The organism is Halomonas sp. AOP12-B1-6, assembly GCF_052379225.1.
In the GTDB taxonomy this organism is placed as follows: Bacteria; Pseudomonadota; Gammaproteobacteria; order Pseudomonadales; family Halomonadaceae; genus Vreelandella; species Vreelandella casei.
In genome coordinates this window covers 750923-768054 of sequence record NZ_JBQSYK010000001.1, presented here as the reverse complement: position 1 = coordinate 768054, position 17132 = coordinate 750923, and the positions used below count along the sequence as shown (strand labels likewise).

General features: G+C 55.2%; 15 protein-coding genes. 4 read left to right on the top strand and 11 right to left on the bottom strand.

The features are described 5' to 3' along the window. Positions 1-5 precede the first annotated feature (5 nt). The 3 genes from ACT3TR_RS03435 to ACT3TR_RS03425 all read left to right on the top strand — a co-directional run bounded on the left by ACT3TR_RS03435 (position 6) and on the right by ACT3TR_RS03425 (position 6252). Complete coding sequence (locus tag ACT3TR_RS03435) at positions 6-3125, top strand: multidrug efflux RND transporter permease subunit (protein WP_444624507.1); 3120 nt, start codon at positions 6-8, stop codon at positions 3123-3125. 118 nt (positions 3126-3243) lie between these two features. Next, positions 3244-4758, top strand: coding sequence for an MFS transporter (locus ACT3TR_RS03430; RefSeq protein ID WP_444624508.1), 1515 nt, complete (start codon positions 3244-3246; stop codon positions 4756-4758). 294 nt (positions 4759-5052) lie between these two features. After that, the gene (locus tag ACT3TR_RS03425; RefSeq protein WP_444624509.1) at positions 5053-6252 is read left to right on the top strand and encodes a Bcr/CflA family efflux MFS transporter; all 1200 of its coding nucleotides are present in this window, start codon (positions 5053-5055) and stop codon (positions 6250-6252) included. Between the two features lie 125 nt (positions 6253-6377). Here ACT3TR_RS03425 and ACT3TR_RS03420 read toward each other — a convergent pair whose 3' ends face one another. The 7 genes from ACT3TR_RS03420 to ACT3TR_RS03390 form a co-directional block, all read right to left on the bottom strand. Next, the gene (locus ACT3TR_RS03420; RefSeq protein ID WP_441686497.1) at positions 6378-7880 is read right to left on the bottom strand and encodes a tripartite tricarboxylate transporter permease; all 1503 of its coding nucleotides are present in this window, start codon (positions 7878-7880) and stop codon (positions 6378-6380) included. Then, positions 7880-8332: a tripartite tricarboxylate transporter TctB family protein gene (locus tag ACT3TR_RS03415; protein WP_176483417.1), complete on the bottom strand. Its 453-nt coding sequence runs from the start codon at positions 8330-8332 to the stop codon at positions 7880-7882. The genes ACT3TR_RS03420 and ACT3TR_RS03415 overlap by 1 nt, the downstream gene beginning before the upstream one ends. Positions 8333-8385: 53 nt before the next feature. After that, on the bottom strand, positions 8386-9357 hold the full coding sequence (locus ACT3TR_RS03410; protein WP_096281919.1) for a Bug family tripartite tricarboxylate transporter substrate binding protein: 972 nt from the start codon (positions 9355-9357) through the stop codon (positions 8386-8388). A 74-nt stretch (positions 9358-9431) separates the two neighbouring features. After that, positions 9432-10133 (bottom strand): RraA family protein, encoded by a 702-nt coding sequence (locus ACT3TR_RS03405; RefSeq protein ID WP_441686494.1) that lies wholly within the window; start codon positions 10131-10133, stop codon positions 9432-9434. Then, positions 10130-11101 carry a hydroxyacid dehydrogenase gene (locus ACT3TR_RS03400; RefSeq protein ID WP_096281917.1) on the bottom strand — a complete coding sequence of 324 codons (972 nt, stop codon included), beginning with the start codon at positions 11099-11101 and terminating at the stop codon, positions 10130-10132. Before ACT3TR_RS03400 ends, ACT3TR_RS03405 begins: the two co-directional genes overlap by 4 nt. Then, positions 11098-11934 (bottom strand): citryl-CoA lyase, encoded by an 837-nt coding sequence (locus ACT3TR_RS03395; RefSeq protein ID WP_444624510.1) that lies wholly within the window; start codon positions 11932-11934, stop codon positions 11098-11100. Before ACT3TR_RS03395 ends, ACT3TR_RS03400 begins: the two co-directional genes overlap by 4 nt. Continuing rightward, entirely contained in the window at positions 11931-13148 is a 1218-nt protein-coding gene (locus ACT3TR_RS03390; RefSeq protein WP_441686491.1) for a CaiB/BaiF CoA transferase family protein, read from the bottom strand. The genes ACT3TR_RS03395 and ACT3TR_RS03390 overlap by 4 nt, the downstream gene beginning before the upstream one ends. Positions 13149-13317: 169 nt before the next feature. Between ACT3TR_RS03390 and ACT3TR_RS03385 the strand changes: the two genes are divergently transcribed. Continuing rightward, on the top strand, positions 13318-14001 hold the full coding sequence (locus ACT3TR_RS03385) for an IclR family transcriptional regulator (RefSeq protein ID WP_096281914.1): 684 nt from the start codon (positions 13318-13320) through the stop codon (positions 13999-14001). A 182-nt stretch (positions 14002-14183) separates the two neighbouring features. On the opposite strand, the gene ACT3TR_RS03380 is transcribed toward ACT3TR_RS03385, so the two are convergent. The 4 genes from ACT3TR_RS03380 to ACT3TR_RS03365 form a co-directional block, all read right to left on the bottom strand. Next, positions 14184-14480 (bottom strand): DUF1330 domain-containing protein, encoded by a 297-nt coding sequence (locus ACT3TR_RS03380; protein WP_441686789.1) that lies wholly within the window; start codon positions 14478-14480, stop codon positions 14184-14186. Positions 14481-14501: 21 nt separating this feature from the next. Continuing rightward, on the bottom strand, positions 14502-15011 hold the full coding sequence (locus tag ACT3TR_RS03375; RefSeq protein ID WP_193063439.1) for a hypothetical protein: 510 nt from the start codon (positions 15009-15011) through the stop codon (positions 14502-14504). A 117-nt stretch (positions 15012-15128) separates the two neighbouring features. Continuing rightward, positions 15129-16433, bottom strand: coding sequence for a PQQ-dependent sugar dehydrogenase (locus ACT3TR_RS03370; RefSeq protein ID WP_441686788.1), 1305 nt, complete (start codon positions 16431-16433; stop codon positions 15129-15131). Beyond that, positions 16430-16858 (bottom strand): DUF2231 domain-containing protein, encoded by a 429-nt coding sequence (locus ACT3TR_RS03365; protein WP_441686787.1) that lies wholly within the window; start codon positions 16856-16858, stop codon positions 16430-16432. The genes ACT3TR_RS03370 and ACT3TR_RS03365 overlap by 4 nt, the downstream gene beginning before the upstream one ends. Positions 16859-17132 lie beyond the last annotated feature (274 nt).

The window sequence follows — 17132 nt, the reverse complement described above, 5'->3', positions numbered from 1 at the left end:
CCGCAATGCCCCAGTTCTTCATCCAGCGCCCAGTCTTCGCATGGGTGGTCGCGCTGTTTATCATCCTGCTGGGCGTGCTCGCCATTCCGCAGTTGCCGGTTGCTCACTACCCCTCGGTAGCACCCCCTTCGGTGACCATCACCGCAACGTATCCCGGTGCCACACCGCAGACCATGAACGATGCGGTGCTCAGTCTCATCGAACGCGAACTATCCAGCGTCAAGAACCTGCTGTACTTCGAGTCGTCGGCCGACGCTTCTGGATCGGCTTCTGTCATCGCCACATTCAAGCCCGGGACGAATCCAGAGCTGGCCCAAGTGGATGTGCAGAATAGACTCAAGGCAGTCGAGCCTCGGTTACCACAGGTGGTGCGTCAGGATGGGCTGAGCGTAGAGTCAGCGTCATCCAGTTTTCTGATGATCGTGGGGCTGAATTCTGAGGATGGGCGCTTTGATGAGCTTGCCCTGAACGATTATATGGCGCGCAATATCGTCGAAGAGCTGCGCCGCATTGACGGTGTCGGTCGTGTTCAGTTGTTCGGTGCTGAGCAGGCGATGCGAATCTGGATAGAGCCGGAGATGCTGATGGCTTTCGGCTTGTCGGTGAATGATCTCTCGACCGCGATCATGGAGCAGAACGCACAGATTGTGCCGGGTAGCATCGGTGCGTCTCCGGCGTTACCTGGCCAAAAGGTGTCCTCGTTGTTGACCGCACAGGGGCAATTGAATACGCCGGAAGCGTTCGCCGCTATCGTACTTCGCACTAATGTCGACGGCTCCAACGTGGTGTTGGGCGATGTGGCGCGAGTCGAGTTGGGTGCCCAATCCTACGGCTTCTCCAATCGTGAGAATGGCCAGCCAGCGACCGCGGCGGCTATACAGCTGGCGCCCGGTGCCAACGCTGTCCGCACGGCGGAAAGTGTGCAGGCGCGTTTGGCTGAGTTAAATGAGGCTCTACCCGCGGGCATGAGTTCATCGATCCCCTTTAATACGGCCCCGTTCGTTAAAATTTCTATCGAGAAGGTCATCCATACTCTCATCGAGGCGATGGTACTGGTTTTCCTGGTGATGTTGCTGTTTCTACAGAACATCCGTTACACGCTGATTCCCGCACTGGTCGCGCCGATTGCGTTGTTGGGAACCTTCACGGTGATGCTGCTGGCAGGTTTCTCAATCAATGTTTTGACGATGTTCGGTATGGTGTTAGCGATTGGCATCATCGTCGATGACGCGATCGTGGTGGTCGAAAACGTTGAGCGCATCATGGCCAAAGAGGGACTGTCGCCAAAGGACGCCACTATCAAGGCAATGAAGGAAATCACTGGCGCGGTGGTGGGTATCACTCTGGTATTAACGGTGGTGTTTATCCCGATGGCTTTCTCAAGTGGTTCGGTCGGTGTGATCTATAAGCAATTCGCGCTGACGATGGTGGTCTCGATTTTGTTCTCAGCGTTTCTGGCGTTGACGTTGACACCGGCGCTATGTGCAACCCTTCTCAAGCCCATTAAGCCGGGTCACCACGACAAAAGCGGCTTTTTCGGCTGGTTCAACCGGGCGCTTAAACGCATGACCGCCCGTTACGAATCGCGTGTGGGGCGACTCGTCGCTCGCAGCGGTCGGTTCATGTTGGTGTTTGTGGTCATCGTAGGCGTGCTGGTAATCGCTTTGCGCCAGTTGCCTTCGGCTTTTTTGCCGGAAGAGGATCAAGGCTATTTCATGACCAGTATCCAGTTGCCCGCCAATGCGACCACTGAGCGTACCTTGGATATCGTCAAGGCGTATGAGTCTTACGTCATGGCGCGACCTGCAGTGGATGGCAATATGTCTATTTTGGGGTTTGGATTCTCGGGATCCGGCGCGAATACGGCGCTGACTTTCACCACGCTAAAGGAGTGGGGGCAACGCGACGGCGCCACGGCGGCGAGTGAAGCGGAAGGGGTTCAGCAGGCAATGAGTCAACTGAACGAAGGGACGGTGATGAGCATGTTGCCGCCGGCCATTGATGAATTGGGTACCAAGTCCGGCTTTACGATGTTCTTGCAGGATCGACGCAACCAGGGGGCGGCCGCCCTTAAGGCTGCCGAGACGACGCTGCTGGAATTGGCGGCGCAGAGCAAGGTGGTCAGCGACGTCTATTCCGACGGCCTTCCGGAAGGTGCGAGCATTCGTCTTGATATTGATCGTCAAAAAGCCGAAGCGCTCGGGGTATCGTTCGCCAACATTAGCGAAATTCTGTCGACTGCGATGGGGTCGTCATACATTAACGATTTTCCGAATGAGGGGCGGATGCAGCAGGTGATTATGCAAGCGGATGCGTCGGCACGCATGCAGGTCGGCGACGTGCTCAAGCTTCACGTGCGTAATAGCAGGGGAGGCATGGTGTCCATGTCAGAGGTAGTTGCCCCAGTGTGGGACGAAACACCGCTACAAATGGTGCGCTATCTGGGCTATCCCGCCACCAGCATTTCCGGGAGTGCGGCTGCGGGCGCCTCCACCGGTGACGCGATGGCTGAAATGGAGCGTCTGGCGCAGCAACTTACGCCCGGCTTCGCCGTGGCCTGGACGGGGCAGTCCCTTCAGGAGCGCCAGTCCGCTGCCCAGGCGCCCATGCTTGTTGCGCTGTCAATCCTGGCGGTGTTTCTGGTGTTAGCCGCTCTCTACGAAAGCTGGACCATTCCACTATCGGTCATACTGGTTGTCCCGCTGGGGTTGCTGGGGGCGGTGGCCGCCATGTTGCTGCGTGACCTGCCTAACGATGTCTTCTTCAAAGTCGGTATGGTCACCGTGATCGGGTTGTCTGCGAAAAATGCGATTCTGATCGTTGAGTTCGCAAAACAGTTGCGTGGGCAAGGTAAGGGGCTGATGGAGGCCGCGGTGGAAGCCGCCAGCCTGCGCCTTCGCCCGATTCTTATGACCTCACTCGCTTTCGGTTTGGGGGTAGTGCCGTTGATGGTCGCGTTTGGCGCCAGCGCCAAAACTCAGCATGCGATAGGTACGGGGGTGTTCGGCGGTATGGTCAGTGGGACGCTGCTGGTCATCCTCTTCGTCCCGGTGTTCTTCGTTTTCGTGATGGGCCTTCAGGAGCGAGTTAGTGGCTGGAGAGCTCATAACGGCAAGGCACCTTAATGCCATGCGGTGACAGGCTTTTGCCTGTCGTGCTAACGCTGTCGGCGCTCTCTGTGCCAGCCGTCCTGCCAGTGGCAGCGTTGGAAGTTACAACCATTATTTAGGAGTTAAGTGTCTAATGCTTTCTGCTATCCCACAACGTTGGCTAGTGCTGTTTGCCGTCATGCTGGCGTTCCTGCCTGTTGTCATCGACATGACGATTCTGCACGTCGCGGTACCTGTGCTGACGCCAGCGCTGGGTGCCACTGGTACTGAGGTGCTGTGGATCATCGATATTTATCCGTTGTTGATGGCGGGCATGCTGGTGCCGATGGGCACCCTGGCTGACCGCGTCGGTACACGCCGTGTGTTGCTGACCGGGCTTTTCGTGTTCGGGGTGGCGTCACTACTGGCGGCTTTCTCGACGACACCCGCCCAGTTGATTGGTGCCCGAGTGCTGCTCGCCATTGGCGGATCGATGATCATGCCCTGTGTTCTGGGCGTCATACGCAAAACCTTCGAAGACGAGCGCGAGCGTGCGATGGCGCTTGGCTTATGGGGAACGGTGGGGGCCGCAGGCGCAGCAGTGGGCCCATTGATTGGTGGCGCCTTGCTGGAACATTACTGGTGGGGTTCGGTATTCCTCATCAATGTGCCCATCATGTTAGTGGTTGCGCCGGTCGCCTATGCACTGCTGCCGCGCCGCGAGGCTACGACACCCGGCAAATGGGCGTTCGGTCAGGCCCTGATCCTGCTTGTTGGCATCATCGCGGTGGTCTATGGCACCAAGTCTGGGATGGGAGTGGGACAGCCGCTGTGGCGGGCTGGATTAGTGCTCTCCCTGGGATTAGTGATGCTGGCTTGGTTTACACGTATCCAGTTGCGCTCGCCGGTGCCGATGCTGGACTTATCGCTATTTCGCCATCCGGCCATCGTCGCTGGCATGGTGATGGCGTTAGTGGCTTCTGGCGCACTGGCAGGCGTCGAGCTGACGCTGGCGCAAGAGCTCCAATATGTGCTGGGCAAGACGCCGCTGCAGGCTGGCCTTTTCATGGTGCCTATCATGGCGGCCGCAGCAGTCGGTGGGCCCGTTGCCGGTTACTTGTCCAACCGGTTTGGCTTGCGGCTGGTTGCTAGTATGTCGATGGCGTTCGCGGCAGCTGCTTTGGCCTATATGGCACATGCTGACTTCCACGCACCTGACTGGACCGTACCAACAGCGTTGGCCGTGCTGGGGTTAACTCTTAGCATCGGTCTGACCGCTTCTTCGATTGCTATTATGGGGGCAGTGGACGCCAGTAAAGGAGGGGCTGCAGGCTCTTTGGAAGCCACTGGCTATGAATTGGGCAGCGGGCTCGGCATCACCCTGTTCGGGGTTTTCATGGCCAGCGTGTACACCAACACCATCGCGCTGCCGTCACCCTTGGATCCAGCCCTCGGTGCACAGGCCGCACGCTCAATCAGCGACAGCATCGTTGTGGCACAAGGGCTGGCCGCAGATCAGGCGGAGGCACTCATCAATGCCGCGAAGGCGGCATTCTCCACCACGCACTCTATCTTGCTAACCACTGCTGCAATTCTCATCGCTTTGCTGTCGGTGGTGGTGTTTCTAATGCTGGGTGGCTACCAAGACAAGCCAGGAGCGCACGAGTGATGGTGGTCGGATTCCGGCATATCCATGCGTTACTAGCCACGGCATTAGCTGCTAAAGTAAATGTTGCGGGCTGCCATGGTGGCCCCATCTATGTGTCCCGCCCATCGAACAGTTGATCAACAGTCGCCTTACCTTCGCAGCCCTGCTAGTGAGCCGCCTACCGGTGATTGAGACTGCCGGCGTGTTTTGTCGATTACCGTCCAGTAGCGTATACCTCATGATTGCCTTGATAGCGACACTCGGTATCATATACCTAAGGTTGTCTATCATTACGCCCTTTGACCGCGAGCTTCTATGACCCAATCTAAAACGCCCTTCATTGTGGTGCTGAGCCTGGCAATGACCATGATGCTGGGCCCGTTTTCCATGGATACGTATCTGCCGGCCTTTCCGGTCATCGGCGAATCGCTGGGTATTTCTCAGCAGGCGGTATCGCTAAGCGTTTCCGTGTATGTATTCGCGATGGCGGTGGGGCAGTTGATCGGCGGTGCGCTTTCAGACCGTTTCGGGCGACAGCGAGTGCTGATGAGCGGGCTGGCGATTTTTGCGCTTTCAAGCATCGTCATCGGCATGTCGGATTCCTTGAACATGCTGCTCGTCGGGCGGGCCGCTCAGGCTCTTGGCGCCGGTTTTACTTTGGTATCTGTGCCGGCACTGGTGCGCGACCGGGTGGCGGGCCGCGACGCCGCGAAACTGTTCTCGATGATGGGCTTTATCATGGTGTTGGCACCGGGCATTGCCCCGAGCGTGGGCAGCGCGATTCTATCAATAGGCTCCTGGCACACTATTTTTTTCGCCTTGGCGGTATACGCGGTGCTGCTGGTGCCGTTGCTGGTGCGGGTGCTGTTTACCGGCACGGGCAAGGTGTCTCGAGTGAAAAGCCCTAAGATGAGCCTGCTGGCGCGTTACAAGCTGGTACTGTCGACAAAGCAGGCGCTACCGTTCATCGTTTGGCAGGCCGCATCTTTTTCTACCCTAATGATGTTCATCACCTATGCGTCATTTATCTATCAGGGGCATTTCGAACAGTCGCCCTCAAGCTTTTCGGTGCTGTTTGCGGCGAACATCGTCGCGATGCTTATCTTCAATATTCTCAATCGTGTTCTGCTTTCCAGGCTGCCGTCGCTGCGCATTCTTCAGTTGGCGACGGGCTGTCAGGCGGTCGGCATACTCTTGCTGCTGATGGCTGCCTTCATGGACTGGTCAATGTACGCTTTCCTGGCCGCCATGATGCTGACCATCGGCACGGTGGGGGCGATCTCACCGAATATCCAGGCCTGCTTTTTGGAGTACTTTCCCACCAGTGGTGGAACGGCCGCCGCGCTTCTGGGGGCCGCCCAGTTCGGTGTTGCCGGGCTGCTGAGCGCATTGTCCGCCATGTTGCCGCATTCGCTTGAAGCGGTCATTCTGGCCATGGCCGCCTGTGGTTTGGTGGCGTATCTGATGCTTGGCCGCTCTATCATCAAAGGGCGTGCCGCCGTCGAGGCGCCCTAGAGCAGGCGGCAAACCCTTACGTGTTTGGCCATTAAGGCTGCAAATGCAAACACCCCGCTTTTAAAGGCGGGGTGTTTGCTCTTTACGCTTCTTCAATACCATCAACAATAAACACGCGGTAATCTTTAGCCTTGAGTAAGCGCGCGGCGTGCTTTAAGCGTGGAAAAAAAGCTCCATAGCATGATAAAGGCCGCAATGGAGAGGATGGTTGCGCTAATAGGCCTATTAATGAAGGTCGCAAAATCACCCGATGAGAGCAGCATGGCGCGGCGGAAGTTGTCCTCCATCATCGGCCCTAGTACAAAACCCAAAATGAGGGGCGCTGCAGGGAAAGCCAGTTTGCGCATTAAAACGCCCAGGGCACCGAAGATCATCACCAGTAGCACATCAAAGGCACTGTTATTGACGCTGTAGGTGCCCAGACAAATGAACATCAATACGACTGGAAAAAGAAGATGATAAGGAACGGCAAGCAGGCGCACCCATATTCCAATAAGGGGGACGTTAAGAATGACCAGCATAATATTGCCGATCCAGAAGCTCATGACCAACCCCCAAAAAAGGCTGGGCTCCTCTGTCATCAAGGCGGGCCCTGGCGTAACGCCATGGATGATGAGCGCACCTAACATTAATGCCATTGTCGGGCTGCCGGGTATACCCAAGGCCAGAGTTGGGATGAAAGACGTTTGGTCAGCTGCGTTATTGGCGGATTCTGGAGCCATGATGCCTTCAATTGCCCCTTTACCAAATCGGCTTGGATCTTTGGATGAGCGCTTTTCCACCGCATAAGCGATGAAGGCAGCGAGTGAGGGGCCTGTTCCCGGTAGGGCGCCAAAGAATGAGCCGATGCTTGAGCCACGCAGCATCGGGAGCCACGAACGTCGCATGTCATCCCGTGTAGGTTTCATGGCGCGTAGCGTCAAGTCAGACGATTTAAAGCGGTTTGCCTTAACACTGCCAACGCTAATAATGAGTTCCGCGACCCCAAACACTCCCATGGCAAGCGCTACAAGGCTAATGCCGTCACCGAGTTCCGGGATACCAAAAGCAAAGCGTTGTGTGCCTGTGTAAACGTCGGTACCGATACTACCCAGGAAAATGCCTAGCATGACCATGACGAACCCTTTGACTGCCGAGCCATCAGCAATACCGGTCGCCGCAATTAGCCCAAGCAGCATTAATGAGAAGTACTCAGCGGGGCCCATGCTCAGTGCATATTGTGCTATCACTGGTGCGAATAGCGTCAGGATGACGATGCCGATGGAGCCGCCAACGAAAGAGGCCACTGTAGTCATAAAGAGGGCTACGGCACCACGACCTTTTTGCGCCATAGGGTAGCCATCCAAACAGACCACCGCATTGGCAGGCGTGCCTGGCACGTTAAGCAGGATAGACGCCGTGCTGCCACCGTAACTCGTGCCGTACCATATTCCCGCCAGCATTATGAGTGCTGATGTCACTTCCATATGAAACGTTATGGGAAACAACATGGAAATGGCTGCTAAGACGCCAACACCAGGTATAACGCCAAGTAATGTTCCTAGAAACACGCCAACAAAGCAGTAAAACAGATTGCTAAGTGAAAGCGCTGTATGCAGGCCAAGCGAAAGATTGCCAAAAAAGTCCATTAGAATGCCCACCTGAAGATCGGTATGTTCATGCCAAGTGCCAAGCGGAAGATCAAAATGGCTGCCAGGATGAGAAAGGCGATGAGTGCCAAAACCGTCTTAATTCGCAGCTGCTTATCGGCAAGCGAAGTGATCAGTGTTAACAGGAAAATTGCAGGCACTAAGCCAACACGTGGTACGGCGAGAGAGAAGAGCAAGATTCCGCCGAGGATTGCAGTCAGTGGACGCCATTCAATGCTAGGCATCGGAAAACGCGGGCGCGATGCGCCTCCAATGGAAAGCATTATTCCCAGTAGGGCAATAATCAATCCTATGCCCATAGGAACCATGCCAGGCCCCATGCGCTGAAGTGTCCCCAGGTTATAATGCGTAGAAGCATAGGCGGCAATGATAAGGCCAAGGGCTGCCAGTGCCATTCCCGTAATAATGTCAACAATATCGCGATTTAGCATAATGATGTCTCCCATAAGGCCGAGCAAATAAGTAAATGCCCGGCCTTAAATGATCACTCCACTGTCGCGCCCGAGGTGCTGACGGCTTCAGCCCAACGCTCATACTCGGCCTGCAGATAAGCCTCAAGTTCATCAGCAGAGCCACCCTCTACCGTACTGCCTTCGCTCTCTATCGTTTCGATCAGGCGCTCATCCTGAAGGGCCTGATTGATAGCGGCGTTAAACGTTGCGACTACATCGTCAGGAAGACCGGCAGGACCGACCACCGCTTTCCAATCGGAGGCTTCAAAACCTTCATAGCCTAATTCGGCTATCGAGGGAACATCGGGTAGCGCCGCGTTACGCTCAGCCGAGGTAACCGCTAACGCTTTTAATGAGCCTGATCGGATATGCGACAATAAGCTGGGAAGGCTGGCAGTAACAAAGTCCACATGCCCGCCAATGGCGTCCGTTACTGCTTGGGCCGCACCGGGGTAGGGTACATGCATGAACTCTACGTCTGCTTGGTCGCTAAATACTTCCATTGACAGGTGACTTACCGTGCCAGAGCCGGGCGTACTCATGGACACTTTGCCGGGGTTTTCTCTGGCGGCGGCGACTAAAGATTCAAAATCTTCGTAGGCCGAGTTCTGGTTAACGGCTAGAACCATGGGTTGAGAACTAATTAGCGCAATAGGCGTAAAATCATTCAATGAGTCATAGGGAATGCTGGCGTAAAGTGTCGGGTTAATCGCCATGTTAGACGTTTGCCCCATGCCCATCACCTGCCCATCATTTTTAGCACGAGCGAGTTGTGAAAGGCCGATGTTGCCGCCCGCTCCGCCTCGGTTCTCAATAACGAAGTTCCATCCTTGCTGCTCGGAGAGCTTCTCCGTTAGTACGCGTGAGGCAAAATCGGTACCTCCACCGGCGGAGAAGGGCACAATAAAGTCGATGGATCCTTTGGGATAGGATTGGGCCATTCCTACAGCCGGAAGTATAAGCAATGCAGCGCAGGCGATAGATTTTAAGGCGTTGTTTTTCATAGCGTTTTCCTTGTTTATGTTGTCGTACGGCTTATTGTTGTGTGCTGAAGTAACGTTGTATGCTGACGTAGTAGCTAAAGCGGACAGCCTTTCTTACGCAGGATGGAATCGAAGCGCTCGCGGTCGATCTTGCCGGTTTCATTCTGCGCACGTATGCGCGCTTCTTGCTCTGCCTGGGACTGACACAGGCTTAAAATCGCCTCGGCTTCACTAGCGGGGATAGCGATAACGCCGTCAGCGTCACCCAGAATTAAGTCGCCAGGCATCACTGTCATGCCTGCACATGAAATGGGCGTATTTATCTGGCCAGGGCCGTCCTTGCTGGGGCCACGGTGAACATGGCCGCGGGCGTAAACGGGTAAAATGCCTTCGGCCCATTCAGCGACGTCGCGCAGCGCGCCATCAATTACGAAGCCACCCAGTTGGCGGGCAATCGCTGTTGTGCGCATCAGGCCACCGATCACTGCGGTGGAAAGGTCGCCGCCCCCGTCGATAACGATAATGTCGCCTGGTTGGGCGCGTTGTATTGCGACGTGCACCATGAGGTTGTCACCTGGGCGGGTGCGTACCGTAATAGCCGTACCACACATGGTGAGCCCAAGGTCGTTGTGATAAGCGCTAAGTCCTACTGCGCCCGTATGGCGCCCCATCACATCGCCTGCATGAGCGACTGGCACTTGCTTAAAGGCGGTCAGCAGCTTTTGCGTTAGCGTGGTTTGACGTGGTTGAACAGCAAAGCCAGCAGGCCATTTTCCGCCATCAAGAGTCGTGCTCATTGAGTTATCTCCAGTAAGTGTTCGTTGACGATGCGTCCATGCGCAGGGGGATGCCCTGCCAGCAGTGCCAAGGCATTTTCGGCAGCGGCACGGGCAGTCAGTGCTAGCGCTGCATCGCTATTGCCGCCTACATGTGGAGTGAGTACCACTTGGGGTAAGCGCAGAAGAGGATGATTTTCGGGAGGAGGCTCAATGTTCAAGGTGTCCAGTCCTGCGCCCTTTAGACGGCCAGCCATGATGGCGTCGGCCAGGGCATTCTCATCAATGAGCCCACCGCGTGCGGTATTGATCACAATGGCACCCGAGTGGAGCTTCGCGAGTGCTGCGGCATCAATTAGGTTTTGGGTAGAGGGCAGCAGCGGGCAGTGCAGAGAGAGCACATCGCTACTGGTTAGCAGGTCGTCTAGGCTAGCCGCCTTAAAAATACCTTCTGGCATGGCTTCAAGAGCGGGGTCATAGGCGATGACGCGCATACCAATGGCATTGGCCATTCGGGCGACATGGCGTGCGATGGTGCCGCAACCCACCAGTCCCAGCACGCGGCCTGAAAGCTGTAAGCCAGGAGTTTGTCGCGGCCATTCTCCGGCACTGATACGTTGGCCCAGATCCGAGACATTACGCGCCACGGTGATCATCAGGCCTATGGCTAGCTCAGCGACTGATTGCGCGTTGGTATCACCGACGACTGTCACAGGAATGCCCAGCTCAGCCGCTGCTTGAATATCTACCGCGTCATGGCCTACGCCATGGCGGGATATCGTGCGCAGCCCTTGGCAGGATGCAATGGTTGCTTTGTTCAGCGTGAGCGTGCGTGCGATGACGGCGTCAATGGGCTGGCTGGCCATTATCTCACCCAGGCTATCTTCCTCCCCTTTGGGGATGAATAGCAGGCGGCAGCCTGCTTGCTCCAGCACATCCCTGCCTTCATCAGCCAGGCGTGGGGCTGTCACCAGAATCGTATAACTCATGGCTGGTCGCCTTCCTGCTCAACACTACGGGGAGCATGGCCGGTATAGGTCCAGGTTTCGGTGCGGGGGAGTGGGCCTTTATTGCGCTCAGGTCGCTGCATCTGTTCCCAGGCATGGCTCATGATGCCTACCGAACGAGATAGCACGAACAGACCACGACATAGCGCTGGTGGAAATCCCAGTGCTGCATAAATAGCGCCGGTTGCACCATCCACATTCATTGGAATTACGCGACTGCGGCCTTGGGATATCTGGCGCTCAACTTCTTCTGCAATATCGGCAAAATGCGTATTGATGCTGTTGTCGGCAGTGGCGCGTAGAACCTCCATCAATTTTGGAGCACGCGGGTCTTTGGGATGGAAGCGATGCCCGAATCCTGGGATATAGCGCACGCCACGTTCTTTAAGCTTGGCAAGCTCGGTATGGGTGGCGGAGGTAATATCCTCACCAGCTTCACAGCGTGCCTGGATAGCGTTATATAGCGCCACGCACTGCTCGCCCGCCCCGCCATGTACATCGCCTAGTACGTTGGCTGCAGAAGCCATGGCGTTGTTGATGCCTACACCACAGGTGGAGGCTATGCGCGCAATGGCGATAGATGGCGCTTGTGGCCCGTGGTCAATGGCGCTCATCAGTACCGTGCTTAACAGAGAGGCTTGGGCTGCACGGGGTAGATCGCCACGTAGCATCAACCAGATCATTTCCGGGAAGCCGACCTTGCCAATCAGATCCTCAATAGCGTAGCCGTGGTAGCGGATTATGCCGGGGTGCATTTCTATGATATCGGTAGACCACCAGTCTTCACCGGCGGTACGGCGGTTCTCTTCATTCATTTTTCCGTCTCTTTGGTTGTTATGTCTGGATGAGTGAAGGCGGCGCGTGCGGCAGCGTCATAGCCGAGCTCTGCAAGAATCGCATCGGTGTCCTGACCCAATGTGGGAGGCGGAGTTTTGGGTTCAGGGTCGCCGCTGCCCAGGCGAAAACCTGAGCGCACGACTGAAAGGTTTGTCTGGCCGATAACATTTGGGAAAGTGCGTGTTAATTCGCGCTCTTTTACTTGGGGGTGGCGAAGCGCCTGGGGAACGGTGAGCACTTCTCCTGCAGGTATGCCATGGGCATTCATGCGTGTTGCCCACTGCTCAGCAGAGGCGGTTTGTAAGGCGGTTTCCAGCTCGGTGGTTAGAGCGTTACGATGACGCTTGCGTTCTTCGCGCAGTTGAAAACGTGGGTCGGATATCAAGTCCACGCGCTCAATCAACTGACACAGAATCTCGAACTGTTCTTGCTTATTCGCTGCGATGTTCAACAAACCATCACCAGTGCGGAAGGTGCCGGATGGTGCCGCCGTTGTATTTTGGTTTCCCATAGGAAGTGGCTCAATGCCACACGTCAGCCAGTTGGACACCACCCAGCCCATAGTGCCCATCATCGATTCCAGCATGGATACATCAATGACCTCACCGTGCCCGGTTTTATGCCGTCCGACCAAAGCGCTTGAAATGGCGAAAGCTGCGGTCATACCACCGATGGTGTCGCAAACGGGGTAGCCAACGCGCAGTGGTGCAGACGTTTCATCGCCTGTCACACTCATTACTCCGGAAAGACCCTGGATGATCTGATCGTAAGCAGGGTTTTTCGCCAGTGGGCCGGTTTGTCCAAAACCTGAAATAGCACAGTAGATCAGGCGTGGATTAAGCGCTTGCAGGCTCTCATGGCCAAGGCCAAGCCGGTCCATTACGCCAGGGCGAAAGTTTTCGACCAGTACATCGGCGGTCTGTACCAGTTTGCGAAAAGCCTGCTTACCTTGGTCGGATTTTAAGTTGAGTTCGATCGAGCGCTTGCCGGCGTTTTGGGCGAGAAATGAAACCCCCATCAGTTGGGCATTTAGTTCGGGGTCGGCTCCTAGCTGGCGGGCCAAATCTCCACTGCCGGGCTGCTCAACTTTGATGACATCGGCACCTTGCTGAGCTAACTGATAGCAGCAATAAGGACCAGCAAGTACATTGGTTAGATCCAGTACCCGAATCCCTTCTAACAAATCAGACATGGGGGCTTGCCGAATGCTGTAATTTTGATGAGCACCATAATGGTTCCTTTTTGTTCTGTCAGGCATAATGGTGTTCTTTATGGCAGAACGTTTTTGGCATGTCAAATCTGTTCTATTTTAAAATTTATGTGTTCTGTCAGGTAGAATTAAGTGCAAATGGAGGTGTAGCTTGGTCCAAAAGCAAAATCGAGTAGAAGCTGTTGAGCGTGCTTTAACGATCCTGGAAGCGTTTACGGATCAGGAGAGATCGCTATCGCTCGTTACGTTAGCGGAGCGTACCGGGCTGTATAAAAGCACTATCCTTCGGCTGATAGGATCTTTGGAGCGCTTTGGCTATATCGTGCGTGAAGGCGATGGCACCTATGCTTTAGGCCCCAGCCTGTGGCGGCTAGGGAATCTATTCCGCCATACCGGCGATATGGGTGAGCTGATTCGCCCACAGCTGGCTCACCTGGTAGAGCAAACTCAGGAAACGGCATCGTTCTTTATCCGCTTGGGTAGCCAGCGCATGTGCCTTTATCGGCTTAACTCGCCAAAGCCTGCTCGGCATCATCTGGATGAAGGCGCGCTACTACCTATCGACCGGGGTGCGACAGGCCGCGTTCTTTTGGCGTTTAATGGGGAAGAAGGCGCGTTTTATGACGATATCCGTGCTAAAGGCTATGCCTTCTCGAAGGGCGAGCGGGACCCGGATGTTGCTGCCATAGCACTACCTGTACTTGATCGGCATGGAGTAATGCGAGGCTCAATATCCGTTTCTGCGTTAATTACCCGGCTAACCGATGAAAAGGTCGAATCAACAGTCGCACTACTCCAAGCGAGCTGTGACGCCTTGCGTGAGACCATGCCTTAGATAGTGAAGGGGGCCTGCTCTTTGGCTGCTTGCTGTGATAGACAAAAAGATATTCAGGCTATCGTTTGAAGCGAAATTTTTTGGGTGGAAAGTAAAGAAAATAGTAACGCAGGTAACAGAAAGGGCCGTTCGTTAAACCACGAATGGCCCTTTCTGTTTCTAAGCGTTGCTGCAAAAAGGCTTTAGGCCTCTTCAACCCCATCAACAATAAACACGCGGTAATCAGCCCCTAGGAAGCGGTGCTTGCGGGCTTCCTGGTAGGCGGGGCTTTGGTACCAGGCGCGGGCGGCGGCCATATCGGGAAAGCGCAGAATCACAGCGCCTTCCATTGAGCTGCCTTCCATTACTTCAACGTCGCCGTAGAAGGCGAGCGGCTGTGGGTCGTGGCCTTCGCGGGCCGCTTTGGCCTTTGTGGCGTATTGCTCCATTTCCTGGGCGTCGTGAGTGTGTTCTCGGGTGAGTACGACATAAGCGGGCATTACATTATCCTTACGTAGCGGTTAGTGCTGCTCGGTTTCAGGCTCGATCACGATTTCTTGCTCTAGCCGCTTTTCTTCCAACGTTGCTAGAGCAATTTGGTAGCAATCTTCGATATGGCGGTTGCCTATGTACTTCATGGACGTGAAGCTAATACCGCCAGCCACAGCGCTGCCGATGAAGGGTACGAACTTGGTCGTCCCTTTTGCGACCATCTTGACGCCCATCTTTTGAAGCAGCGATAGAACCAGTTTTTTCGTGATGTACTTCCCGGCCATCTTGCTGCCTACATTGGAGATCGCCGTCATTACCATTATCTTGGATTCTGTATCCAAGTTTTCAATCTGCTCAGGCTTTAAACCAAATTTATCATTGATCTTCGGAATGAGCCTTAGCAGAAGGGTCACGTCCGACCCCAAATCCAGGCCTGGGATGGGGATAACGGCAGCGCCCGCTGAAAGCGTTGAGCTCTTTGTTACCATTGAGTAACAGGACTTTTTAACTTTTTCGAGCTCTTCTAATGATTCGATCATATAAGGCCCTCTGTAAAGAAACAGCGTTGATGATCAATCGCTACTGCGATTTTTTTCCATCGGGAAAAGCAGCAGCCATATCGGCTGCCGCCTTATTCATCCCACTAGAGAATAGCGTTACTCATTACCGTCGTACGTTACGCGCCAAATGGCATTCGTTAGGTCATCAGCGATAATAAGGGCGCCCGCAGGGTCAATGGTGACACCCACTGGCCTACCGCGGGTTTGGCCATCTTCGGTGAGAAAACCGGAAACGAAATCAATCGGGTCGCCGGAAGGGCTGCCGTCACTGAAGGGCACAAAGACCACCTTGTAGCCAACCGGGTCTGAGCTGTTCCAACTACCGTGTTCGCCGACAAACGCGCCCTCAGCGAACTCATCACCCATTTCAGGCGTTGAGAAAGTAACGCCAAGAGGCGCTCTGTGCGAGCCCAGGCTGTAGTCCGGCGCAATCGCGGATGCGACTTTGTCAGGGTCTTGCGGTTGAACGCGCGTATCGACGTTCTGCCCCCAATAGCTGTAAGGCCAGCCATAGAAGCCGCCTTCCTGAATGGAGGTGAGATAGTCAGGTACTAAGTCTGGGCCGAGTTCATCGCGCTCGTTCGCCACTGCCCAAAGCTGATTGGTTTCTGGCTGAATGGTCAGCGCCGTGGGGTTGCGCACGCCGGTGGCGTATGCGCGATGAGCGCCGGTCCTCGCGTTAATTTCCCAGATTTCAGCGCGGTCGACCTCGGCTTCCATGCCACGCTCGGTGATATTGCTATTGGAGCCAATACCAACATAAAGAAAGCGCCCGTTAGCGCTGGCGGTCAGTGATTTGGTCCAGTGGTGATTAATCGCCGACGGAAGCAGTGTCACGACTTCTGGTGGGCCGCTGGCTTCGGTCTGGCCTTCCTCATAGTCGAAACGGACAAGCGCATCTTGGTTGGCGACGTAAATGTTGTCATCCACCAATGCTAGCCCGTAAGGCGCGTTGAGATTCTCGGCAAACACCGTTTGCTCTTCATAGGTGCCGTCACCGTCAGCGTCACGCAGCAGCGTTAGCCGATTACCACTCTCAACCGAGGTGGTGCCGCGTGCCTGAATTAATCCAGCGATAAAATCCTTCGGTCTTGATTTTGGCGCTTCACCGCCGCCTTTGCCTTCTGCCACCAGAATGTCGCCATTAGGGAGCACGATAGTCTGGCGCGGTACTTTCAGATCGGTGGCGATCGCCGTGATCGAATAGCCTTCGGGTACGATGGGCTGTTGATCGCCCCATTCTGCTTGTTCAGGCACGGTCATGTTAGGCAACAGCCCGCGCTGCGGCTCGGGCAGCGTCGGGTTAGCGCCATACGGCTGTTCCGATTGAGCGACGCTGCTGCCACTGGCTCCCAGTAACACCGAAAGCGTGCTGACATAAACGAGATTAGACACTTTCATGGCTTACCCTCGGCGCTGAGACGTGAGAAACCGACCCAAGTCGCCGCGCAAGCCAGCACGGTAACAACGATCGAAAGAATTAAGCCGGTCGGCATCATGGCCCAGGCATCTCGTGCATGAACCAGCGCGTTAATAAAACCAACGAACCACGTGACCAGCAGCAGGGCAACGTAAATCAGCGAAAGGCCACGACGGCCGTCAGCGCTGAACAGGCCAATAAGGGCGGCGAGCAACGCCAAACCGTTGAAAACGAGCCCTCCTGCAATAAGCCAGGAAGAAAAGGTGCTCCACTGTATATGGAAGTTCGATGAGTAGGCGTAATCGCTCAGCGCGGCGCCCAGGAAAAGGGGAATCATTCCGGCAAGCAGTACGGCATGAAGCGGATGTAACCCGCGTCGATAAGTGCGGTCGGCGGTGGCTATCACGGCAATCTCCTTATGCTGATCAAGCTAATGGATGTACCTGAAATGTTAGCTGCTCGTGCCAAAACACGTCAGGGAACGACGTCATATTCGTTAGTGCGCAGTATAGTTGACGCATGGCATTCTGACCAAAGTGAAGCTGGGGGAGCGGCGGCCTACCACCATTCATCGTCGATAAATCACGGAGGTAGTCTAACAGGGAACCAAACGCAACTATCTTTGATATCTGAAAGATATCGAGCGACATTAACTTAGTATTTTACCCCTACTGGAAGGC

Bases quoted from the DNA above. Each gene is read 5' to 3' on its own strand.
- ACT3TR_RS03435 (WP_444624507.1), top strand. From the start codon at position 6: ATGCCCCAGTTCTTCATCCAGCGCCCAGTCTTCGCATGGGTGGTCGCG.
- ACT3TR_RS03430 (WP_444624508.1), top strand. From the start codon at position 3,244: ATGCTTTCTGCTATCCCACAACGTTGGCTAGTGCTGTTTGCCGTCATG.
- ACT3TR_RS03425 (WP_444624509.1), top strand. From the start codon at position 5,053: ATGACCCAATCTAAAACGCCCTTCATTGTGGTGCTGAGCCTGGCAATG.
- ACT3TR_RS03420 (WP_441686497.1), bottom strand. From the start codon at position 7,880: ATGGACTTTTTTGGCAATCTTTCGCTTGGCCTGCATACAGCGCTTTCA.
- ACT3TR_RS03415 (WP_176483417.1), bottom strand. From the start codon at position 8,332: ATGCTAAATCGCGATATTGTTGACATTATTACGGGAATGGCACTGGCA.
- ACT3TR_RS03410 (WP_096281919.1), bottom strand. From the start codon at position 9,357: ATGAAAAACAACGCCTTAAAATCTATCGCCTGCGCTGCATTGCTTATA.
- ACT3TR_RS03405 (WP_441686494.1), bottom strand. From the start codon at position 10,133: ATGAGCACGACTCTTGATGGCGGAAAATGGCCTGCTGGCTTTGCTGTT.
- ACT3TR_RS03400 (WP_096281917.1), bottom strand. From the start codon at position 11,101: ATGAGTTATACGATTCTGGTGACAGCCCCACGCCTGGCTGATGAAGGC.
- ACT3TR_RS03395 (WP_444624510.1), bottom strand. From the start codon at position 11,934: ATGAATGAAGAGAACCGCCGTACCGCCGGTGAAGACTGGTGGTCTACC.
- ACT3TR_RS03390 (WP_441686491.1), bottom strand. From the start codon at position 13,148: ATGTCTGATTTGTTAGAAGGGATTCGGGTACTGGATCTAACCAATGTA.
- ACT3TR_RS03380 (WP_441686789.1), bottom strand. From the start codon at position 14,480: ATGCCCGCTTATGTCGTACTCACCCGAGAACACACTCACGACGCCCAG.
- ACT3TR_RS03375 (WP_193063439.1), bottom strand. From the start codon at position 15,011: ATGATCGAATCATTAGAAGAGCTCGAAAAAGTTAAAAAGTCCTGTTAC.
- ACT3TR_RS03370 (WP_441686788.1), bottom strand. From the start codon at position 16,433: ATGAAAGTGTCTAATCTCGTTTATGTCAGCACGCTTTCGGTGTTACTG.